Genomic DNA, 22,161 nt, shown 5'->3' on the forward strand with positions numbered 1-22,161 from the left:
CGAGCCGCACCACTCGTTCCTCGTCCGTGTGCCCCAGCACCAGGGCCCGCTCGCCGTCCTCAAGGATCTCCTTGAGGGTGACGATGTCCCCGACGCGCTCGTACTCCATGGCCTCGACCACGTTGAGCGCTTCGTTGAGCATCACTTCCTGGCCGCGCCTGAGCTCTTCGAGCTCGACGCTGGGGCTGACGTTCACCCGGAGCTTGCGGCCGCCGGTGAAGATGTCCGCCGTGCCGTCCTCGTTCGCCTCGAGGAAGACACCGAAGCCGGCCGGCGGCTGTGCGAGCCGGTCGACCTCCTCCTTGAGGGCCACGATCTGGTCGCGGGCCTCGCGGAGTGTGTTGGCGAGCCGCTCGTTCTGGGCGGACACGCCTGCCAGGTTGGTCTGCAGCTCGACGATCCGCTCTTCGAGAATCCTCGTATGCCGCGGAGAGTCGGCGAGCTTGCGTCGCAGGACGGCGATCTCCTGCTCAAGGTAGGCAATCTGCCCGGCGGGGTCATCGGACCCTCGTCCCGGGCGGATGCCGCGGTTCATGTCGTCGTCGTGGGCTGCCACGGTCCTCACCTCCTCCAAGGGGAGCTGGACGCTTCCAGACCCTACCTGGGTGGGTGTCGATTGAAACCCCTAGATCACAAAGACTGTCGGGGTGTGTCCGATCTTCACCCTTGCGCTCTCCCTCACGCCAGGGGAATACCCACCGAACATGATTGGGAAGCCGCCAGAGGTAGGGTCGAACTGTTCAACACCCGTCAGAGCTGGGCCGACTTGCTTTTTATTCCGGTTCGGCCGACGCAGGAAACGGCAGGAGACATGACCGTGCAGCAGAAGGCCGGAGTCGACGGCGACGCACTGGAGGTCTGGATCGATCAGGACCTCTGTACCGGTGACGGCATCTGCGTCCAGTACGCCCCCGAGGTCTTCGAGCTGGACATCGACGGCCTGGCCTATGTGAAGAGCGCCGACGACGAGCTGCTGCAGGACACGGGCGCCACAACACCCGTACCGCTGACGCTTGTGCGGGATGTCGTGGACTCGGCGAAGGAGTGCCCGGGCGACTGCATCCACGTACGTCGGGTTTCGGACAGGGTCGAGGTGTACGGACCGGACGCGGAGTGACCACTGGAGCACCCCGCGTCACGGCCTGTCTGTTTCCTCACACACTCCGGGCCTGGGACGGGGTCGAGCGGACGAACGCTCCGTCCTTCCACTGCCACTTGGCGCTGTCCTTCACGTCCGGGCAGCAACTGGGTACGTCGGTCGAGGAGTAGCCGAGCAGGGTCGCCGTGACGGCTCCGTCGTGGACGGCGAAGTCGGTGACGCTCAGGCGCTTCTTCGGGTCGACGAGGGTGGCCACCACACGGGGGCGGGCTTCGCCCTCGGCCCGGGTGAGGACGTAGATGCCGCTCGGCGGGGTGCCGGAGCCGGCGTCGCAGCGGACCACTGCCACGGTTTCCGGGCTGCCGTCGCCGTCGAGGTCCCCGGAGGCCTTCGTCTCCACGAGGGCCTTGGCGGGGCCGCATTCGATCGGGAAGTCGACTCCAGTGGTGCTCGGGGCGGCCGCGACCGCGGGAGCGGGCTTCGCCTCGGGGCCGTGCTGGGCCGCGGTCGCCGGTGACGGCTGCAGCACGGAGGAGAGTGCGACGACACCGGCGAGGGCGGTGGCCGTGGCGAGCCAGTGGATGGGGCGGGCGTGCGTGTGCGCCAGTTCCGGGACGGCGGATTGCTGCACGAGAGATGTGTCTCCTGTGAGGGCTGTGCCGGTGGGGTGACCCGCATGGTGCCACACGTCACAGGGGAGCGGAACGGCGGGGTCCGAGGTTCTGGCGCGGCGTCAACGGAAAAGTGCTGTGGCCGAGTTCCGGGAGCGTTCCGGGAACTCGGCCACAGTCGTGGTGCGTTGGGTCGTCAGCGGCCGGAGCCGCCGTCGGCGTTGGGTCCCGTGTAGTCCTCGCCGTAGGCGCCCTTGGCGGGGCGACGGCGGCGCATGGGCGGCTCGACGCCGTCCGCGAGGCGGCGGGCGGTGAGCAGGAAGCCGGTGTGGCCGATCATCCGGTGGTCGGGGCGGACGGCCAGGCCCTCGACGTGCCAGTTGCGGATCATCGACTCCCAGGCGGTCGGCTCGTTGAAGGAGCCGATCTCGCGGATGGACTCGACGGTCCGCGCGAGCTGGGTGGTGGTCGCCACGTAGCAGCACAGGATGCCGCCGGGGACGAGCGCCTTGGAGACGGCCTCCAGGCACTCCCAGGGGGCGAGCATGTCGAGGATGACACGGTCGACGTCCGTGTCGGACAGGTTGTCCTGGAGGTCGCCGACGGTGAGCTGCCAGGCGGGGTGCGAGCCGCCGAAGTAGCGCTCCACGTTCTGCTGGGCGATCTCGGCGAAGTCCTCGCGGCGCTCGTAGGAGTGCAGCATGCCCTGGTCGCCGATGGCGCGCAGCAGGAAGCTGCTGAGCGAGCCGGAGCCTACGCCCGCTTCCACGACGCGTGCGCCGGGGAAGATGTCGGCGAAGGCGAGGATCTGCCCCGCGTCCTTGGGGTAGACCACGGCAGCACCGCGGGGCATGGACAGGACGTAGTCGGGGAGCAGGGGGCGCAGCGCGAGGTAGGCGACGTTTCCGGTGGTGCGGACAACGCTGCCCTCGGGAGCGCCGATCAGCTCGTCGTGCGGGAAGGAACCCTTGTGGGTGTGGAAGTTCTTCCCCGCTTCGAGCGTGAACGTGTAGTGGCGGCCCTTGGGGTCGGTCAGCTGAACCTGGTCCCCGACCTTGAAGGGCCCGCGCCTGCGGGCGGCACCGGTCGGTTCGGACATGTGAACAGCCTACCGGTCCCCGCAGGGGGTGCCGACCACTAGGAAGGCCGGGCCATCGCCTTCACGAAGGCGCGTTCCACGTCCGCCGCCGACAGGACGCCGTAGATCTCGCCGGACTCCTCCACCACCAGGTACTCCGTGGCGGGAGTGGCCCGCAGGGTGTCCAGGAGGTCCTCGCCGGCGAGTTCGGCGGAGACCCGCATGCCGTCGGTGAGGTCCTGGGCCAGACCGCTGACGGCGACCCAGGGGCGGCGGTGCTCCGGTACGCCGACGATGGCGGCCTCGCGGACGAGGGAGAGGGGCTCGCCGTCCGGGTCGACCACGACCAGGGCGCGGGCCCCGGCGTCGTTGGCGCGGCGCAGTGCCTCCGAGAGCGGGGTGTTGGTCTCGACGGGGACGGCGCGCCGGGTGAGGGAGCGGGCGCGCAGCTCCGGGAGGTGTTCGCGCAGACGGGCCATGCGCAGGCTGTTGCCCGCGCCGGTCCAGATGATCGCGGCGAGGATGGCGGCGAGCAGCGCGTCCATGACGGTGTCCATGCCGCCGATGTCGTCGGGTGCGTCGCCGAGGGTGCCGGACTGGGTGAGCAGGGGCAGTCCGATCAGTACCGAGACGGCGAGGGCCCGGCCGACCCACGCGGCGGCGATGGTGCCGGTCATCGGCCTGCCGGTGATCTTCCAGACGACGGCGCGGAGCATGCGGCCGCCGTCGAGCGGGAGCCCGGGAAGCAGGTTGAAGGCGGCGACGATCAGGTTGGAGACCATCAGACCGGCCAGCAGCACGCCCGGGACGGTGCCGGGCTCGACGGTCTGCATGGCGAGGTAGAAGAGGCCCGAGAGGATGAGCGAGAGCAGCGGTCCGACGAAGGCGAGCACGAATTCCCGGCCGGGGGTCTCCGACTCCTTCTCGATCTCCGACACCCCGCCGAAGAACTGCAGCTGGATGCGGCGCACCGGGAGCTTGAAGCGGAGCGCGGCGACGGTGTGGGCCAGCTCGTGGATGAGTACGGAGGCGTAGAAGGCGACCGCGAAGAAGAGGGAGACGAGGTAGCGGGCGGCGCCGAGTTCGGGCAGCACGCGGTCGAGCTGGCCGCCGAACACCCAGGTGATCAGGGCGGCCACGAGGAACCAGCTGGGCGCCACGTACACGGGGACGCCGAAGGGCCGCCCCATGAGCAGCCCGCCTCCGGGCTCCTTGGAACGCTTGGGCGGTCGCCTCCGGCCGGTCGCGGCGAGGGTACGGGGGGCAGGGGCGCCGGTGGTGGTGTCGTCGGCCGGGGGCCGGGGGGCGGTGGGCACCTCGGGTGCGGAACCCTCCGGGTTGCCGTCCTGTCCGCTGGTGCCCGGCTCGCCGCTGGGATCACGCTCGGTGCGGTGCGGTGCGTCCGCTCCCTGCGCCGTTCCCTGTTGCGTGGGGGCCGGCGCCGGCGGGGTCTCGCCGTCGGACCCTGTGGGTTCCGGCCGGGTGCGGTCCTCCTGCGACTCCGTCTCGGGGCGTACGGCGTCGGCGGCGGGGGCCTCGGGCCCTGCGTGCCGCTCGGTGGTCGTGTCGTTGCCGGACCGCGGCTGCCCGCTCCCGCCGCTCTCGTCCACGATGTCCCCTCGTTCGAAGCGTCTCCCGCTCTCGATCATGCAGGGCAGGAGGGTCTCCGGTCGATGGTATGCGGCCGTCGCGGCGCGTTCGGCCCCGGCACCCCCTCTGTTTTCCGTGCCGTCGCACGAGCCGGGACGGTGTGACTGTCAGTGGCGGGCCGTAAGGTCTGTCGTCATGGAAACCAGCACCGACGGCGTCGCGGAGCCCGGCAGCGGTGGCGCCGTGGCCGCCGTGCCCCCGGCGTCGCTGTCGCCCTCGCGCGCCAGCGACTTCATGCAATGCCCGCTGCTGTACCGGTTCCGGGTGATCGACAAGCTGCCCGAGAAGCCGAGCGAGGCGGCCACCCGCGGCACTCTGGTGCACGCGGTCCTGGAGCGGCTCTTCGACGCTCCGGCGACGGAGCGGACGGCGCCGCGGGCCAAGTCCCTGATCCCGGGTCAGTGGGACCGGCTGCGGGAGACCAGACCGGAGGTCGTGGAGCTGTTCGCCGACGATCCCGAGGGCGAGCGGCTGGCGCGCTGGCTGGGTGAGGCCGAGCAGTTGGTGGAGCGCTGGTTCAGCCTGGAGGACCCGACGCGGCTGGAGCCCGCCGAGCGTGAGCTGTTCGTCGAGGCACGGCTCGACTCGGGGCTCAAGCTGCGAGGCATCATCGACCGGGTCGACGTGGCCCCGACGGGCGACGTGCGGATCGTCGACTACAAGACGGGCAAGGCGCCACGGCCGGAGTACGCCGAGGGTGCCCTGTTCCAGATGAAGTTCTACGCACTGGTGGTGTGGCGGCTGAAGCAGGTGGTCCCGCGCCGTCTCCAGCTCGTCTATCTCGGCAGCGGGGACGTGCTGACGTACGACCCGGCGATCGCCGACCTGGAGCGTGTCGAGCGGAAGCTGCTCGCGTTGTGGGAGGCCATCCGGCTGGCCACCGAGACGGGTGAGTGGCGGCCGCGTCCCACCAAGCTCTGCGGCTGGTGCGACCACCAGGCGGTATGTCCTGAATTCGGTGGCACTCCCCCGCCGTACCCGCTGCCGGTCAGGGCGCCCGAGTCGACCGACATCCAGCAGGGCAGAATGGGGCCGGACTAGCGAAGGAGACTTACGTGGCCATCCGCGTCCTATTGGTCGACGATCAGCCGCTGCTGCGTACCGGCTTCCGGATGATCCTGGAGGCGGAGCAGGACCTCGCGGTCGTCGGCGAGGCCGGAGACGGCCTCCAGGCGCTCGACCAGGTGCGTGCTCTGCAGCCCGATGTGGTTCTGATGGACATCCGTATGCCGCGGATGGACGGTGTCGAGGCGACCCGGCAGATCACCGGCCCCGGCCGGGACGGCCCGGCGAAGGTGTTGGTGCTGACGACCTTCGACCTCGACGAGTACGTGGTGGAGGCGCTGCGCGCCGGGGCCAGCGGCTTCCTCCTCAAGGACGCCCCGGCCAACGAGCTGGTGCAGGCGATCCGGGTCGTCGCGGCGGGCGAGGCGATGCTGGCACCCAGCATCACGCGTCGGCTGCTCGACAAGTACGCAGGGCATCTGCCGTCGGGTGACGATCCGGTTCCGGACACGCTGCACACGCTGACCGAGCGTGAGGTGGAGGTGCTCAAGCTGGTGGCGCGCGGCCTGTCCAACGCGGAGATCGCCGCCGACCTCTTCGTCAGCGAGACCACCGTCAAGACGCATGTCGGTCACGTCCTGACCAAGCTGGGGCTCCGCGACCGGGTGCAGGCAGCGGTGTACGCGTACGAGAGCGGGCTGGTGCGCCCCGGCGCCCAGTAGTTCGCCGGCCACAGCAGGCAGCGCCGAGGGCGCCCCCTTCTGAAGAAGGGGGCGCCCTCGGTGTGTGCGGAGCGGGCGCCGCCCCTCGTCGGGTGCCGGCCCTCGCGGAGGTCAGCCCTTGTGGATCTCCCAGAAGCGGAAGACCGTCGAGGCGTCCAGGCAGTACTCGAGGCCGTAGACGTTGTCGCGCACGACCGCGTACTGCTTGGCCTGCCAGATCGGGATGACCGGGAGCTGCTGGGCGACGACGTCCTGAAGTTCGCCGTACGTCTTGTCGGTCGCGGAGCGGTCGCTCTCGGCGGCGGTCTTCGGGATGAGGTCGGAAGTGATGGTGTTGTTGGTGTAGTTGTTGCTCAGCACGTTGCCCTTGCCGAAGAAGGGGGCCGTGAAGTTGTCCGGGTCCGGGTAGTCGGGCACCCAGCCCTTCACGTACACGCCGTACTTGCCGGCGGCGATGTCCTTCTCGTACTGGTCGAAGGCCACGGACTTCACGGTCGCGTCGAAGAGTCCGCTCGCGTTGAGCTGCTTGGCGATAGCCGCGAACTCGGCGTCGGTGGACGGGCCGTAGCGCGAGGGCGTCGACCAGAGGGTCAGCTTGACCTTGCCGGTGATGCCCTCGGAGTGCAGGGCGGCCTCGGCCTTCGTCTTCGAGGGGCGGGCACCGTAGGTGTCGAAGAACGCGGTGCTGTGACCGGCGATACCGGCCGGGATGATCGAGTAGAGCGGCGTCGCCGTGTTCTCGTAGACCTGGTCGACCAGGGCGTCGCGGTCGAGGAGGTAGGCGATGGCCTTGCGCACGCCGAGCTTGCCCGCCACCGGGTCGCTCATGTTGAAGACCAGGTGCTGCACCTCGGCGCTGGTGCCCTCGACGAGGTCGACGCCCTTGCCGGTGGACGTGTCGTTGTCGATGTCCGCGATGTCGTCGGCGGTGAGGCCGCGGTAGGCGAAGTCGACCTTGTCGTTCAGGAGGCCGTTCTTCAGGGCGGCCTGGTCTCCGTGGAAGAACTTCAGCGTCATGCCGGAGTTCTTCACCTCGGCGGTGCCCTTGTAGCCGGAGTTGACCGAGAAGACGGCCTCGTCCTTGCTGAAGGAGTCCAGCTTGTACGGTCCCGAGCCGACAGCCTCGTCGTCCTTGCGCAGCCCGGTCGCGGAGTACTGCTGGTGGTCGACGATCGAGCCGGCGCCGGAGGCTATCTTGCTCGGGAAGGTGGCGTCGGCGTACTTGAGTTTGAAGATAACGGTCTCGGCATCCGGCGCCTGGACCTCGTCGAGCATGGGGAACATGATCGCCGGACCGGCGTCGTCATGGATCCGCAGCGTGCGGTCGAAGGAGAACTTGACGTCCTTCGAGGTGAGCGCGTCACCGTTGCTGAACTTCAGTCCCTCCTTCAGCGTGCACTTGTAGACCCTGGTCCCCGTGTCGGTGAACGTGCACTGCTTCGCGGCCTCCGGCTGCGGCTCGGTACCGCCTTCCGGGAAGCTCAGCAACGACTGGAAGACGTTGTTGAACAACAGCCAGGAGCCCGGGTCGTAACCGGAGGCGGGGTCGGTGGCCAGGACGTCGTCGGACATCCCCATCACGACCGAGGAGCCGCTGCCGCCCGAGCCGCCCTCCTGAGAGCCGCATCCGGTCAACAGGCCTGAGGCCAGCCCCGCCACGATCGGCAGGACTGGCCACTGGTTGCGCATGTTCACGAGCATGTGCCTTCTCGTCGGGTCACTGGAACCCGGGGCCGTCCCGGCCCCGGGCGGGGACGCCCCTCAGCCCTTCACACCGCGGCCGAGCTCCCACAGCTGGAGGGTGGAGGAGGAGTTGAGCGCCCACTCGGCGCCCGTGATGTCGTCCCGCGCGGCAATGTACTGCTTGCCCTGCCACAGCGGCAGCAGGGGTACGTCGTTGGCCACGATGTCCTGGATGGTGGTGAGGCTCTTCGACGCGGTGAGACGGTCGGCTTCGCGACGGGACTCGGGGATCAGGGTGTTGCGGATATCGCTGTTGGCATAGGGCGAGCCGAGGGTGTTGTCCTTGTCGAGGAACGGCGCGAGGTAGTTGTCGGCGTCGGGGAAGTCGGGGAACCAACCCATGCCGTAGACCTCGTAGTCGCCCTTCTGCTCGGCCGGGCGGAACGCTTTCCAGGCCGTGCCCTTGATGCTGACGTCGAACATGCCGCTGTCGTTGAGCTGCTTCTTCAGCACCTCGAACTCGTCGGCGGTGGCCGTACCGTAGTGGTCGGTCGTGTAGTGCAGGGTCAGCTTCACCGGGGTGGTGATGCCGGCCTTGCTCAGCAGGCTCGCCGCCTTGGCCGTGCTCGGGTCGCCGTACTTGTTGAAGAACGAGTTCGAGTGGCCGGTGATGCTGGCCGGGACCAGCGAGTAGAGCGGCTCGGCCCCGGTGCCGTAGACCTTGGAGACGAGCTCGGCGCGGTTGATGATCTGGGCCATGGCCTGGCGTACGGCCCTCGCCTTGACCGCCGAGTCGTTGGTGTTGAAGCCGAGGTAGCGGATTTCCAGGCCGGGCATCTCGATGAGATCGATGTTGCCCGAGGCGTTGGAGAGCTTCTTGATCTGCTCCGGCGTCATCGTGCGGGTCATCATGTCGATGTCACCCTTGTCGAGCGCGGCGCCCATGCCGGCGGCGTCCTCCGGGAAGGAGCGCATCTCGACCTTGTCGTTCTTCACCTTCAACGCACCCTGGTAATTGGGGTTCTTGGTGAAGACGGCCTTGACGAGTTCGTCGTTCTTTACCTCGGATTCGAGGGTGTACGGGCCGGAACCGTCGACGTCGAAGCCGTCGCGCAGCTTGTCCTTCGCGTAGTCGTCGGGGCTGACGATGCCCGCGACCGGGGTGGACAGCTTGAACGGGAAGGTCGCGTCCGCGGTCTTGAGGTGGAAGATCACCTCGCGGTCGCCCTTGGTCTCGACGGTGTCGACGGTGGAGAGCAGTGCCTCCGGGCCGCCGTCCACCTTGATGCGCAGCGCGCGCTCGATCGAGAACTTCACGTCGGACGCGGTGACCGCGTCGCCGTTGGCGAACTTCAGGTCCTTGCGCAGGGTGCAGGCGTAGCGCTCGTTGCCGGTGTCGGTGAAGCCGCACTTCTCGGCGGCCTCGGGCTCCGGCTCGCCGTCGCCGCGGGGCTGGACCATCAGAGTCTGCACGGTCTGGCGGAGGATGTTCCAGGTGCCCACGTCGTAGGCGTACGCCGGGTCGAGGGGAGCCGGGGCGTCCTTCGTGGCGGTGAACCGGTCCGTGGTGCCGACGACGATCGCGTCGCCGCCGTTGCCCCCGCTGTCGGAACTGCCACAAGCGGCGAGCACCGGGGCAAGCAGGCCGATCACGGCCGGCAGCACCAAAGTCTTGCGGTTCATGCTCGAGTTTCTCCAGAGCTGTCAGGTCCGTGTACCCGGCATGCAGGGGTGGCGCCGACGGGACACAGGGTATGGCGATGTTCTCGCGACGACATTAGTCCGCGTCGCCACGACGGCTCGCAGGCACCGGAGTTGAGTTCCCATCACGCTGCGAAACCGGACGTGGACGCACCGATAACCCGACAGCGGAAGGATTCGTACAGCGTTCCATCAATCAGGACACAAGGGCACGCCCAGCACCCCCGAAAAGGGGCAGGAGACACAGGGCGAACCCGATGTCGACCCGGGATCGAGTGGCGAACGTCACAGATTCAACCGGGTTCGGACGGACCTCAATTCGGCCACCCGACAGTGATTCAATTCCGCGCGACTGATCACGACCGAGCGCGCGGACTTACCCTCGCATTCACTTCCGCACGCTGCGTGAACGCTTTAGCGCATTTCCGTCATCAGGCCGCGCAGAAAGGGGAGGTCGACCTCTTCGAGTGATCTCACCACCGTGCGCCGCGCGGCGGGGGCGATGGGCGCGACCGAGGGGACGGCGACCACCTGGCAGCCCGCCGCCTCGGCGGCGGCGACACCGGTCGCCGTGTCCTCGATGACCGCGCATCTCGCCGGTTCGGCGCCGAGCCCGGCGGCCGCGATCAGATACGGGTCGGGGAACGGCTTGGTCCGCTCCACCTCGTCCCCCGCGACGGTCAGCGAGAAGTGCTGGGGCCCGAGCAGGCCGAGGACGCGGTCGATGATGCGCCGGTGCGAGGCCGAGACCAGGGCGGTGGGGATGCGGTGCGCGGCAAGCTCGGCGAGCAGCCGGGCCGCTCCCGGCATCAGGGGCAGCGCCCGGCCGATACGGTCCTCGAACCCGTCGTTGAGCAGCACGGACAGCTCGGCGAGGGTGATGTCGGCGCCGGTGGCCTCGATCAGGAACCCGGCACTGCGGGTCATGGGCCCGCCGACCACCACATGCCGCCATGAGTCGTCGAGGGCGTGGCCGAGGGCCGCGAAGACCTCCACCTCGACGTCCCACCAGAAGCCCTCGGTGTCCACCAGGGTGCCGTCCATGTCGAGAAGCACGGCTTGCAGGGCGGAGCCTTCGGCCGTACGGGTTCCGAGCGCGGGGACCGTCGTGGTCATCCTGGCGCACCTCCTTGAGGGACGCGCAGGCCGGTTCCCGAGGAGGGAACCGGCCTGCAGTGGACCGTCCAGTGTACGACCCTCGTGGAGAAAGTGCCTCTTGGTAAGCGACTGCCACTGGAGGCACGCTCGCGCGGCTCCGCATGGGGGCGGTCGGCGCGGGGTGCCCGGCTACCGCGCGTTGAAGTACTTGGCCTCCGGGTGGTGGATCACGATGGCGTCCGTGGACTGCTCGGGGTGGAGCTGGAACTCCTCCGAGAGGTGGACGCCGATGCGCTCCGGTTCCAGGAGCCGCGCGATCTTGCCGCGGTCCTCCAGGTCGGGGCAGGCGCCGTAGCCGAGGGAGAAGCGGGCACCGCGGTACTTGAGGTCGAACATGTCCTGTACGTCCGCCGGGTCCTCGGCGGCGAAGCCGAGCTCGGAGCGGACGCGGGCGTGCCAGTACTCGGCGAGGGCCTCGGCCAGCTGCACCGACAGGCCGTGCAGTTCGAGGTAGTCGCGGTAGGAGTTGGACTCGAAGAGCTTGGCGGTCTCCTCGCCGATGCGCGAGCCGACGGTGACGACCTGGAGGCCGACGACGTCCGTCTCGCCGGACTCCTCCGGCCGGAAGAAGTCGGCCAGGCAGAGCCGGCGGCCACGGCGCTGGCGCGGGAAGGTGAAGCGGGTGCGCTCGTTGCCCTGCTCGTCCAGGAGGATCAGGTCGTCGTCCTTGGAGACACACGGGAAGTAGCCGTACACGACGGCTGCTTCCAGCAGGTTCTCGGTCTGCAGCTTGTCCAGCAGGCCGCGCAGCCGCGGACGGCCCTCGCTCTCGACGAGCTCCTCGTACGTCGCTCCCTCGCCCGTACGGGCCTGCTTCAGGCCCCACTGGCCCTTGAACAGCGCGCCCTCGTCCAGCCAGGAGGCGTACTCCTTGAGCTGGATGCCCTTGATGACCCGGGTGCCCCAGAAGGGCGGGGTGGGCACGGGGTTGTCGGTGGCGACGTCGGAGCGGACGTGGCCTTCCTGCGGGCGCTCCTCGACCGCGGCCGGAGCGGTGGTGGCCCGCACCCGGCGCTGCTTCAGCTCCGGCAGCGCGGCGCCCGGCACCCCACGCTTGACCCCGATCAGCGCGTCCATCAGGCGCAGGCCCTCGAACGCGTCGCGGGCGTAGCGGACTTCGCCCTGGTAGATCTCGTGCAGGTCCTGTTCGACGTACGCCCTGGTGAGCGCGGCGCCGCCGAGGATGACCGGGAAGTCGGCGGCCAGGCCGCGCTGGTTGAGCTCCTCCAGGTTCTCCTTCATGATCACCGTGGACTTGACCAGCAGGCCGGACATGCCGATGACGTCGGCGCGGTGCTGTTCGGCGGCGTCCAGGATCGCGGAGACGGGCTGCTTGATGCCGAGGTTGACGACGTTGTAGCCGTTGTTGGACAGGATGATGTCGACGAGGTTCTTGCCGATGTCGTGGACGTCGCCGCGCACGGTGGCCAGGACGATCGTGCCCTTGCCCTCCGCGTCCGACTTCTCCATGTGCGGTTCGAGGTAGGCGACCGCGGTCTTCATGACCTCGGCGGACTGGAGCACGAACGGCAGCTGCATCTGGCCGGAGCCGAAGAGCTCGCCGACGACCTTCATGCCGTCCAGCAGCGTCTCGTTGACGATGTCGAGGGCGGGGCGGGACTCCAGGGCCTCGGCCAGGTCGGTCTCCAGGCCGTTCTTCTCGCCGTCGATGATCCGGCGCTTGAGGCGCTCGTCCAGCGGCAGGGCGGCCAGTTCCTCGGCCTTGCCGGCCTTGAGGGACTTGGTGGTGGCGCCCTCGAACAGGGCCATCAGCTTCTGGAGGGGGTCGTAGCCCTCGCGGCGCCGGTCGTGGATCAGGTCGAGGGCGGTGTTCACCTCCTCCTCGCTGAACCGGGCGATCGGCAGGATCTTCGACGCGTGGACGATCGCCGAGTCCAGGCCCGCCTTCACGCACTCGTCGAGGAAGACCGAGTTGAGCAGGATGCGGGCGGCCGGGTTCAGGCCGAAGGAGATGTTGGACAGGCCCAGCGTGGTCTGCACGTCGGGACGGCGGCGCTTCAGTTCGCGGATCGCCTCGATCGTGGCGACGCCGTCCTTGCGCGACTCCTCCTGGCCGGTGCAGATGGTGAAGGTGAGGCAGTCGATGAGGATGTCCGACTCGTGGATGCCCCAGTTCGTCGTCAGGTCCTCGATCAGCCGCTCGGCGATGGCGACCTTGTGCTCGACGGTGCGGGCCTGGCCCTCCTCGTCGATGGTCAGCGCGATCAGCGCGGCGCCGTGCTCCCGGGCCAGCGCGGTGACCTTGGCGAAGCGCGACTCGGGGCCGTCGCCGTCCTCGTAGTTCACGGAGTTGATGACCGCGCGGCCGCCCAGCTTCTCCAGGCCGGCGCGGATCACCGGGACCTCGGTGGAGTCGAGCACGATCGGCAGCGTGGAGGCGGTGGCGAAGCGTCCGGCCAGCTCCTCCATGTCGGCGACGCCGTCGCGGCCCACGTAGTCGACGCACAGGTCGAGCATGTGGGCGCCCTCGCGGATCTGGTCGCGGGCCATCTCCACGCAGTCGTCCCAGCGGGCCTCCAGCATGGCCTCGCGGAACTTCTTCGAACCGTTGGCGTTCGTGCGCTCACCGATGGCCATGTAGGCGGTGTCCTGGCGGAAGGGCACGGTCTGGTAGAGCGAGGCGGCGCCGGGCTCGGGCTGCGGCCGGCGCTCGGGGGGCGCGATGTCGCGGACCCGCTCGACGACCTGGCGCAGGTGCTCCGGTGTCGAGCCGCAGCAGCCGCCGACCAGCGAGAGGCCGTAGTCGCGTACGAAGTTCTCCTGCGCGTCGGCCATCTCCGGCGGGGTCAGCGGGAAGTAGGCGCCGTCCTTGGTGAGGATGGGCAGGCCCGCGTTCGGCATGCACATCAGGGGTGTGCGCGAATGGCGGGCCAGATAGCGCAGGTGCTCGCTCATCTCGGCGGGGCCGGTGGAGCAGTTCAGGCCGATGAAGTCGATGCCGAGCGGCTCCAGGGCCGTCAGCGCCGCCCCGATCTCCGAGCCGAGCAGCATGACGCCCGTGGTCTCGAAGGCGAGCGAGCAGATCAGCGGCATGTCCACGCCGAGCGCGTCCATCGCGCGGCGGGCGCCGATCAGGCTCGCCTTGGTCTGCAGCAGGTCCTGGGTGGTCTCCACGATCAGGGCGTCCGAGCCGCCCGCGATCAGGCCCTCGGCGTTCTGCTGGTAGCCGTCGCGCAGCACGTCGTATGCCATGTGGCCGAGCGAGGGGAGCTTGGTGCCCGGGCCGATCGAGCCGAGGACCCAGCGCTGGCGGCCGTCCCCGGCGCCGAACTCGTCGGCGACCTCGCGGGCGATGCGCGCGCCCGCCTCGGACAGCTCGAAGATGCGGTCGGCGATCTCGTACTCGCCCGCCGCCGACTGGTTGGAGCCGAACGTGTTCGTCTCCACACAGTCCACGCCCACCTCGAAGTACGCCTGGTGGACGGAGCGGACGATGTCGGGCCGGGTGAGGTTGAGGATCTCGTTGCAGCCTTCGAGGTTCTCGAAGTCCTCCAGCGTCGGATCCTGCGCCTGGAGCATCGTGCCCATCGCGCCGTCGGCCACCACGACACGGGTGGCGAGGGCCTGGCGGAGGGCGTCGATTCGGCTCCGGCTGTCCGCGGCGGGCGCGGAGGAGGACGGAAGGGACGGGTTCGGCAACGAGGCCATGGAAGATGCTCCCTGGAGTGCGACGGCTGTCGGCTTTGCGCTTCCCATGGAAGGCGCACGCCGCCAGGGTAGCCCGAGCGGCTCCACGAGGTCGGGGCCGTCCACGGGGCGGACGGGCGTGGCGCGGGTGGCTCGGGCGGGGATTCGACGGAAACACTTGGCGACCGGCCATTGGCAGGAGGTCGCATGCGACGGGTAGTGTTCGACATTGCCGAACGGTGACGGCCGTACGTCAACCGGCGGCCGAAGGGGACGGAGGGCAGCGCAGCGATGGCACGGAACATCCAGTCGCTCGAACGGGCGGCCGCGATGCTGCGACTGCTCGCGGGCGGCGAGCGACGGCTCGGCCTGTCCGACATCGCCTCGTCGCTGGGCCTCGCCAAGGGCACGGCCCACGGCATACTGCGCACCCTGCAGCACGAGGGCTTCGTCGAGCAGGACAACGCCTCCGGGCGCTACCAGCTGGGCGCCGAGCTGCTGCGCCTGGGCACCACCTATCTCGACGTGCACGAGCTGCGGGCGCGCGCCCTGGTGTGGACCGACGACCTGGCCCGCTCCAGCGGCGAGAGCGTCTACCTGGGCGTCCTGCACCAGCAGGGCGTTCTGATCGTGCACCACGTCTTCCGGCCCGACGACAGCCGCCAGGTCCTGGAGGTCGGGGCCATGCAGCCGCTGCACTCCACGGCGCTGGGCAAGGTCCTGTCCGCCTACGACCCGGTGGCGCACAGCGAGGTACTGGAGGCCGACCGCACGTCCTTCACCCCGCGGACCATCAGCGAGCCGGACGAGTTCGAGGGCGTCCTCGACCTCACCCGCGCGCGCGGGTACGCGGCCGACGTCGAGGAGACCTGGACCGGTGTCGCCTCCGTCGCCGCCCCGATCCACGACGGGCGAAGGATGCCGGTCGGCGCGGTGGGCATCACCGGGGCCGTCGAGCGGGTCTGCAAGGACGGGGAACTGCGTCCCGAGCTGATCGCGGCGGTACGCGACTGCGCCCGCGCGGTGTCGCGTGACCTGGGCGCCGGGCGGTTCTGAGCCTCGGCACGACTCGTACATGAAAGGGGCGGTACGTCAAGGACGTACCGCCCCTTTTCGCTGTGTCCGCGCGGCTACGGTCCGTGCCCCGCCGGGCCCCGGCGACCACGCCATGTGCCCGGTCGCACGCGGTGTGCTCGCGTCCGAAGATCGATAGCTCACAGCGATCAATAACGATCGTGTTTTCGATAACGGAGCTCTTGACGAGCTGGTAACACCACGGCAAGACTCCCGTCCATCGGTCGACATTGTCGAACACCTACCGGCAATACGCGTTAGAGTGTGGCAACGCCAAGGACCGAGCTTCGCTCTCACCCCCGAGAGCACGGACCACCGGAGGGACCCGGGGTTCGGCTTCCCCTGGACGAAGGACAAAGGAGTCGCGGGTGTCCAGCTCCGACATCTTCATCGGCGAGACCATCGGTACCGCCGTACTCATCCTGCTGGGTGGTGGCGTCTGCGCCGCCGTCACGCTGAAGGCATCCAAGGCGCGCAACGCCGGATGGCTCGCCATCACCTTCGGGTGGGGCTTCGCGGTTCTGACCGCGGTCTACATCTCGGCACCCCTCTCGGGTGCGCACCTCAACCCGGCCGTGACGCTCGCGCTCGCGATCAAGGACAAGGACTTCAGCGACCTCCCCACCTACTGGGGCGGTCAGCTGCTGGGCGCCATGATCGGTGCCGCACTGGTCTGGCTCGCCTACTACGGCCAGTTCCTGGCCCACCTGACCGACAAGGAGATCGTCGGCGGTCCGGGCGCGCAGGCCACCAAGGTCAAGGCCGTCGAGGCCCAGGAGACCGGCGCCGGCCCCGTGCTCGGCATCTTCTCCACCGGCCCCGAGATCCGCCACGTGGTGCAGAACCTGGCCACCGAGATCATCGGCACCGTCGTGCTCGTGCTCGCGATCCTCACGCAGGGTCTCAACGGCGACGGCAAGGGCCTCGGCACCATCGGCGCCCTGATCACCTCTCTCGTGGTCGTCAGCATCGGCCTCTCGCTCGGTGGCCCGACGGGATACGCGATCAACCCGGCCCGTGACCTCGGCCCGCGCATCGTGCACGCCCTGCTCCCCCTGCCCAACAAGGGCGGCTCCGACTGGAGCTACGCCTGGATCCCGGTCGTCGGTCCGCTGGTCGGCGGAGCGATCGCCGCAGGCATATACAACGTCGCCTTCGCTTAAGAGCACCGCTACAAGCACCGCGTACACCACCTCGTACAGCACCGCTTAACGGCACCGCGCTTCACAGGCACCGCGTAGATCCAGCCCCTTCATACGGAACTTTCAGGAGCACACCGTGACCGACGCACACACCGCCGGCCCCTTCATCGCCGCCATCGACCAGGGCACCACCTCGTCCCGCTGCATCGTCTTCGACCGCGACGGCCGCATCGTCTCCGTCGACCAGAAGGAGCACGAGCAGATCTTCCCGAAGCCGGGCTGGGTCGAGCACAACGCCTCGGAGATCTGGACCAACGTCCAGGAGGTCGTCGCCTCGGCCGTCGAGAAGGCCGGCATCACCCGCGACGACATCAAGGCCATCGGCATCACCAACCAGCGCGAGACCACGCTGCTGTGGGACAAGAACACCGGTGAGCCCGTCCACAACGCCCTCGTCTGGCAGGACACCCGCACCGACGCGCTCTGCAAGGAGCTCGGCCGCAACGTCGGCCAGGACCGCTTCCGCCGCGAGACGGGCCTGCCCCTCGCGTCGTACTTCGCGGGCCCCAAGGCACGCTGGCTGCTCGACAACGTCGAGGGCCTGCGTGAGCGCGCCGAGGCCGGGGACATCCTCTTCGGCACCATGGACACCTGGGTCATCTGGAACCTGACGGGCGGTGTCAACGGCGGCAAGCACGTCACCGACGTCACCAACGCCTCCCGCACGATGCTGATGAACCTGCACACGCTGGAGTGGGACGAGAAGATCGCCGAGTCCATCGGCGTCCCGCTGGCGATGCTGCCGGAGATCCGCTCCTCCGCCGAGGTGTACGGCGAGATCACCGGCGGCAAGCTGGGCGACCTGCTCGGCGGCATCCCGGTCGCCTCCGCGCTCGGCGACCAGCAGGCGGCCCTGTTCGGCCAGACCTGTTTCTCCGAGGGCGAGGCCAAGTCCACCTACGGCACCGGCACGTTCATGCTGATGAACACCGGTGACAAGATCATCAACTCGTACTCGGGCCTGCTGACCACGGTCGGCTACCGCATCGGCGACCAGGCTCCCGTGTACGCCCTCGAGGGCTCCATCGCCGTCACCGGCTCGCTCGTCCAGTGGATGCGCGACCAGATGGGCCTGATCAAGTCCGCCGCCGAGATCGAGACCCTCGCCCTGTCGGTCGAGGACAACGGCGGCGCCTACTTCGTACCGGCCTTCTCCGGCCTGTTCGCCCCGTACTGGCGTCCCGACGCCCGCGGTGTGATCACCGGCCTGACCCGGTACGTCACCAAGGCGCACATCGCCCGCGCCGTCCTGGAGGCCACCGCCTGGCAGACCCGTGAGATCAGCGACGCCATGACGAAGGACTCCGGCGTCGAGCTCACGGCCCTCAAGGTCGACGGCGGCATGACCTCCAACAACCTGCTGATGCAGACCCTGGCCGACGTCCTGGACGCCCCCGTGGTGCGCCCGATGGTCGCCGAGACCACCTGCCTCGGCGCCGCCTACGCCGCCGGTCTCGCCGTCGGCTTCTGGACCAACACCGAGGACCTGCGTGCCAACTGGCGCCGGGCCGCGGAATGGACCCCGAACATGGACGCGGAGACCCGCGACCGTGAGTACAAGAGCTGGCTCAAGGCCGTCGAGCGGACCATGGGCTGGATCGAGGACGAGGAGTAAGAACCCGCATGACCAGTCAAGCCACCCTCCAGTCCGTGCCTGCCCTTGGTTCGCGCCCGGCCTCCGGCTCCAACCCGAGCCGCGCCGAGACCCGGGAGCAGCTCTCCAAGGCGACGTACGACCTCCTCGTCATCGGCGGCGGCATCCTGGGCATCTCCACCGCCTGGCACGCCGCTCAGTCCGGGCTGCGGGTGGCCCTGGTCGACGCCGGCGACTTCGCCGGTGCCACCTCCTCCGCCTCCTCCAAGCTTCTCCACGGCGGTCTGCGCTACCTGCAGACCGGCGCGGTGAAGCTGGTGGCGGAGAACCACTTCGAGCGCCGTGCGGTCTCCCGCCAGGTGGCCCCCCACCTGGCGAATCCGCTCACGTTCTACCTCCCCGTGTACAAGGGCGGGCCGCACGGCGCGGCGAAGCTCGGAGCGGGCGTCTTCGCCTACTCCGCCCTGTCGGCGTTCGGCGACGGTGTCGGGCACCTGCTGAGCCCCTCGAAGGCCGCGCAGGACGTGCCCGAGCTGCGCACCGACAACCTGAAGGCCGTGGCCGTGTACGGCGACGACCAGATGAACGACTCCCGGATGGCCCTGATGACGGTCCGCGCGGCCGTCGAGTCCGGTGCCGTCGTCCTCAACCACGCCGAGGTCTCCGGTCTGCGCTTCACCAGGGGCCGGGTGACCGGTGCCGAGCTGCGCGACCGCCTCGACGGCAGCGAGTTCGGCGTCTCCGCACGGCTGGTGCTCAACGCCACCGGCCCGTGGGTGGACCACCTGCGCAAGATGGAGGACCCGAACGCGGCGCCCTCCATCCGCCTCTCCAAGGGCGCGCACCTGGTCCTCAAGCGCACCTCCCCCTGGAAGGCCGCGCTCGCCACCCCGATCGACAAGTACCGCATCACCTTCGCCCTCCCGTGGGAGGACATGCTGCTGCTCGGCACGACCGACGAGGAGTACGAGGGCGACCCGGCGGACGTCGCGGTCAACGAGAAGGACACGGCCCAGATACTCGACGAGGCCGCGTTCTCCATCCGCGACCAGCAGCTCTCCCGTGATCTGATCACCTACTCCTTCGCGGGTCTGCGCGTGCTGCCGGGCGGCCCCGGAGACACCTCGAAGGCCAAGCGCGAGACGGTCGTGACGGAGGGCCGCGGCGGCATGCTGTCCGTCGCGGGCGGCAAGTGGACCACCTTCCGCCACATCGGCCGTACGGTGATGAAGAAGCTGGAGGCGCTGCCGGGCCGCCCGCTGGGCGAGGACTTCGAGCCCATCTCCGAGCTGCCGAAGAAGCTGCCGCTGCCGGGTGTCGCCAACCCCCGCGCGGTCGCCCACCGCCTCCTCGTCGACGGTCCGGCCCCCGGCCCGCGCATGGGCGCCGACACCGCCCGGCACCTGGCCACCCACTACGGCTCGCTGGCCTTCGACATCGCCCGCCTGGCGAACGAGAACCCGGAGCTCGGCGAGCGGGTCCACCCGGACGCCCCGGAGATCTGGGCACAGGTCGTCTACGCCCGCGACAACGAGTGGGCCGAGACGGCGGACGACGTGCTGCGCCGCCGTACGACGCTGACGATCCGCGGTCTTGCCACGGACGACGTCCGCGCCAAGGTGCAGGACCTGCTCGACAAGAAGTAGTCGCCCGACGCGACTTGGGGCGGCTTCCACGGGGGGAGCCGCCCCTCGCGCATGCCCTGCGGGCTCTCGGGCCCAGGCGGCCGTCTAGTCTTCTGGGGCCAGGCGGACTCGCCGAACCGGGAACAGTCGTCCGAGCTGTGGATTTCCGGTTCCGTTCCGTCCCCGTTCACCCTGCTGAACCTCCATAATGGCCTGAGACATCGGATGTCTGAACGACTGGGAGGCCCGCCATGGCAGTCACCGACGAGGCGATCGAGAAAATCAAGGGCATGATCGTCTCCGGCGCGCTGCGCCCCGGCGACCGGCTGCCCAAGGAGAGCGAACTCGCCGCCGAGCTCGGGCTGTCGCGCAACTCCCTGCGGGAGGCCGTACGCGCCCTGTCGCTCATCCGCATCCTCGATGTCCGGCAGGGCGACGGCACGTACGTCACCAGCCTGGATCCGCAGCTCCTGCTGGAGGCGATGAGTTTCGTCGTCGACTTCCACCGCGACGACACGGTCCTGGAGTTCCTGGCCGTGCGCCGCATCCTGGAGCCGGCCGCCACGGCGATGGCGGCCTCCCGCATCAGCGAGCAGCAGATCGACGCGCTGGCCGCGCAGTTGGACAAGCTCGGCGCCGCGCCGTCGGTGGAGGAGCTGGTCGCGGGCGACCTGGAGTTCCACCGGGGCATCGTGCAGAGCTCCGGAAACTCGGTGCTGTGCTCCCTGCTCGACGGCCTCTCCGGACCCACCACCCGGGCCCGGATCTGGCGCGGCCTGACCCAGGAGGACGCGGTCAGCCGCACCCTGCACGAGCACCGGGCGATCCTCAGCGCCCTGCGCGACCGGGACGCCGAGGCGGCCCGCTCCTGGGCGACCGTGCACATCGCGAGCGTGGAGCAGTGGCTGCGCAGCACCCTGTGACGGCCGGGGCCGGGATGCTCCCGCAGGCCGCCGCTTCCCGAGCAGCGTGTGATCATCCGATCTAAGACGGGACCTCTCGCAACCTCCGGAATCCGCGGCGGAGTTGGCCGGTCGCGGCCCGTTCACAGCTCGGATGACTCAGGGGTGTTCCGGGGTGGCGATCGGGGCAGTGATCCGTTCACTCCCCCGTGCAAGGGGGCTGCGGAGGCCCCCGGCGAACGCCGTAAGGTTGGTGCGTACACGAGGGCACGTCGGAAGGAGGCGCTGGGTGATCGAGCTCGAGGGGGTTCCCGAGCTGGTCGACCCGGTCATGGTGGCCGCGTTCGAAGGCTGGAACGACGCCGGCGACGCCGCCTCCACCGCGGTCGCGCATCTGGACAGGGAGTGGAAGGGCGAGGTGTTCGCCGCGCTCGACGCCGAGGACTACTACGACTTCCAGGTGAACCGCCCCACCGTGTGGCTTGACGGCGGTGTCCGCAAGATCACCTGGCCGACGACAAGGTTGTCGGTGGTCCGGGTCGGCGGCGACAAGCCGCGTGACCTGGTGCTGGTGCGGGGCATCGAGCCGTCGATGCGCTGGCGCTCGTTCTGCAACGAGATCCTGGGCTTCGCGCACGAGCTCGGCGTGGAACTGGTGGTGATCCTCGGCGCACTGCTCGGCGACACCCCGCACACACGTCCGGTGCCGGTCAGCGGGGTCACCTCCGACGCCGACCTGGCCCGCACGATGGACCTGGAGGAGACCAAGTACGAGGGCCCCACGGGCATCGTCGGCATCCTCCAGGAGGCATGCACGCACGCGGGCGTCCCGGCGGTGTCGCTGTGGGCGGCCGTCCCGCACTACGTCTCGCAGCCGCCGAACCCGAAGGCCACGCTGGCCCTCCTCAACCGCCTTGAGGACCTCATCGACCTGCGCATCCCACTGGGCGAGCTGGCCGAGGACGCGCGGGCCTGGCAGCTGGGCGTGGACCAGCTGGCAGCCGAGGACAGCGAGGTCGCCGAGTACGTGCAGTCGCTGGAGGAGGCCCGGGACACCGCCGAGCTGCCCGAGGCGTCGGGCGAGGCGATCGCCCGCGAGTTCGAGCGCTATCTGCGCAGGCGCGACGGCGGTGGTCCGGCGACCCCGTCCGGCGGCCACGCGACGGAGAGCGGCGACTCCCCCTCGTATCTGAAGGACGGCCCGGGCGGTCGCGTCCGGCCGCCCAAGGCGCAGCGGCCGGAGACCGACGCCGAGGACGACGGGCCGGACGAGTCCTCGGACGACTCCCCCGACAGTTCGCCCGACAGTTCGCCCGACAGTTCGTCGGACAACTCCTCGGAAGACTGAACCGGCAGGGGCTGAACCGGTAGGGACTGAACCGGCAGGGGGGGGGGGGGGGGGGGGGGGG

General features: G+C 69.5%; 16 protein-coding genes and 1 pseudogene. 9 read left to right on the forward strand and 8 right to left on the reverse strand.

Annotated features, from left to right (window positions below):
* Positions 1–556, reverse strand: a pseudogene (locus ACN6LB_RS42625) (proteasome ATPase); the annotation flags it as partial.
* Between the two features lie 255 nt (positions 557–811).
* Between ACN6LB_RS42625 and ACN6LB_RS42630 the strand changes: the two are divergent.
* Positions 812–1,117 (forward strand): ferredoxin, encoded by a 306-nt coding sequence (locus tag ACN6LB_RS42630; protein ID WP_356139279.1) that lies wholly within the window; start codon positions 812–814, stop codon positions 1,115–1,117.
* 37 nt (positions 1,118–1,154) lie between these two features.
* Here the strand turns inward: ACN6LB_RS42630 and ACN6LB_RS42635 are convergent, their stop codons facing one another.
* The 3 genes from ACN6LB_RS42635 to ACN6LB_RS42645 all read right to left on the reverse strand — a co-directional run bounded on the left by ACN6LB_RS42635 (position 1,155) and on the right by ACN6LB_RS42645 (position 4,398).
* On the reverse strand, positions 1,155–1,730 hold the full coding sequence (locus tag ACN6LB_RS42635) for a hypothetical protein (protein ID WP_445030586.1): 576 nt from the start codon (positions 1,728–1,730) through the stop codon (positions 1,155–1,157).
* Between the two features lie 176 nt (positions 1,731–1,906).
* On the reverse strand, positions 1,907–2,809 hold the full coding sequence (locus ACN6LB_RS42640) for a tRNA (adenine-N1)-methyltransferase (protein WP_356139275.1): 903 nt from the start codon (positions 2,807–2,809) through the stop codon (positions 1,907–1,909).
* A gap of 38 nt (positions 2,810–2,847) precedes the next feature.
* A complete protein-coding gene (locus ACN6LB_RS42645; RefSeq protein ID WP_445030594.1) occupies positions 2,848–4,398 on the reverse strand; it encodes a site-2 protease family protein in 1,551 nt (516 codons plus the stop codon).
* A 175-nt stretch (positions 4,399–4,573) separates the two neighbouring features.
* Here ACN6LB_RS42645 and ACN6LB_RS42650 point away from each other — a divergent pair, with 175 nt between their 5' ends.
* Together ACN6LB_RS42650 and ACN6LB_RS42655 are read left to right on the forward strand one after the other, a co-directional pair.
* Complete coding sequence (locus ACN6LB_RS42650; protein ID WP_356139273.1) at positions 4,574–5,479, forward strand: RecB family exonuclease; 906 nt, start codon at positions 4,574–4,576, stop codon at positions 5,477–5,479.
* Positions 5,480–5,493: 14 nt separating this feature from the next.
* Positions 5,494–6,165, forward strand: coding sequence for a response regulator transcription factor (locus ACN6LB_RS42655; protein ID WP_356139271.1), 672 nt, complete (start codon positions 5,494–5,496; stop codon positions 6,163–6,165).
* A gap of 111 nt (positions 6,166–6,276) precedes the next feature.
* Here ACN6LB_RS42655 and ACN6LB_RS42660 read toward each other — a convergent pair whose 3' ends face one another.
* The 4 genes from ACN6LB_RS42660 to metH all read right to left on the reverse strand — a co-directional run bounded on the left by ACN6LB_RS42660 (position 6,277) and on the right by metH (position 14,376).
* A complete protein-coding gene (locus ACN6LB_RS42660; protein WP_445030595.1) occupies positions 6,277–7,860 on the reverse strand; it encodes an ABC transporter substrate-binding protein in 1,584 nt (527 codons plus the stop codon).
* Between the two features lie 66 nt (positions 7,861–7,926).
* The gene (locus ACN6LB_RS42665) at positions 7,927–9,531 is read right to left on the reverse strand and encodes an ABC transporter substrate-binding protein (protein ID WP_445030587.1); all 1,605 of its coding nucleotides are present in this window, start codon (positions 9,529–9,531) and stop codon (positions 7,927–7,929) included.
* A 432-nt stretch (positions 9,532–9,963) separates the two neighbouring features.
* A complete protein-coding gene (locus ACN6LB_RS42670; protein WP_445030588.1) occupies positions 9,964–10,665 on the reverse strand; it encodes an HAD family hydrolase in 702 nt (233 codons plus the stop codon).
* A 171-nt stretch (positions 10,666–10,836) separates the two neighbouring features.
* Complete coding sequence (gene metH, locus ACN6LB_RS42675; RefSeq protein ID WP_445030589.1) at positions 10,837–14,376, reverse strand: methionine synthase; 3,540 nt, start codon at positions 14,374–14,376, stop codon at positions 10,837–10,839.
* Positions 14,377–14,646: 270 nt separating this feature from the next.
* On the opposite strand from metH, the gene ACN6LB_RS42680 reads away from it, so the two are divergent.
* From ACN6LB_RS42680 to ACN6LB_RS42705, 6 genes are all read left to right on the forward strand, one after another.
* Positions 14,647–15,411, forward strand: a complete 765-nt coding sequence (locus ACN6LB_RS42680; protein WP_356139263.1) for an IclR family transcriptional regulator — start codon at positions 14,647–14,649, stop codon at positions 15,409–15,411.
* Positions 15,412–15,797: 386 nt separating this feature from the next.
* Positions 15,798–16,592 (forward strand): MIP/aquaporin family protein, encoded by a 795-nt coding sequence (locus ACN6LB_RS42685; protein WP_356139261.1) that lies wholly within the window; start codon positions 15,798–15,800, stop codon positions 16,590–16,592.
* Positions 16,593–16,707: 115 nt separating this feature from the next.
* Positions 16,708–18,246, forward strand: a complete 1,539-nt coding sequence (gene glpK / locus ACN6LB_RS42690) for a glycerol kinase GlpK (RefSeq protein WP_356139259.1) — start codon at positions 16,708–16,710, stop codon at positions 18,244–18,246.
* Positions 18,247–18,254: 8 nt separating this feature from the next.
* On the forward strand, positions 18,255–19,871 hold the full coding sequence (locus tag ACN6LB_RS42695) for an FAD-dependent oxidoreductase (RefSeq protein ID WP_445030590.1): 1,617 nt from the start codon (positions 18,255–18,257) through the stop codon (positions 19,869–19,871).
* A 230-nt stretch (positions 19,872–20,101) separates the two neighbouring features.
* Positions 20,102–20,773 carry a FadR/GntR family transcriptional regulator gene (locus ACN6LB_RS42700; protein ID WP_356139255.1) on the forward strand — a complete coding sequence of 224 codons (672 nt, stop codon included), beginning with the start codon at positions 20,102–20,104 and terminating at the stop codon, positions 20,771–20,773.
* A 268-nt stretch (positions 20,774–21,041) separates the two neighbouring features.
* Positions 21,042–22,100 carry a PAC2 family protein gene (locus tag ACN6LB_RS42705; protein ID WP_445030591.1) on the forward strand — a complete coding sequence of 353 codons (1,059 nt, stop codon included), beginning with the start codon at positions 21,042–21,044 and terminating at the stop codon, positions 22,098–22,100.
* Positions 22,101–22,161 lie beyond the last annotated feature (61 nt).

This window comes from Streptomyces sp. SAS_270, assembly GCF_052543295.1.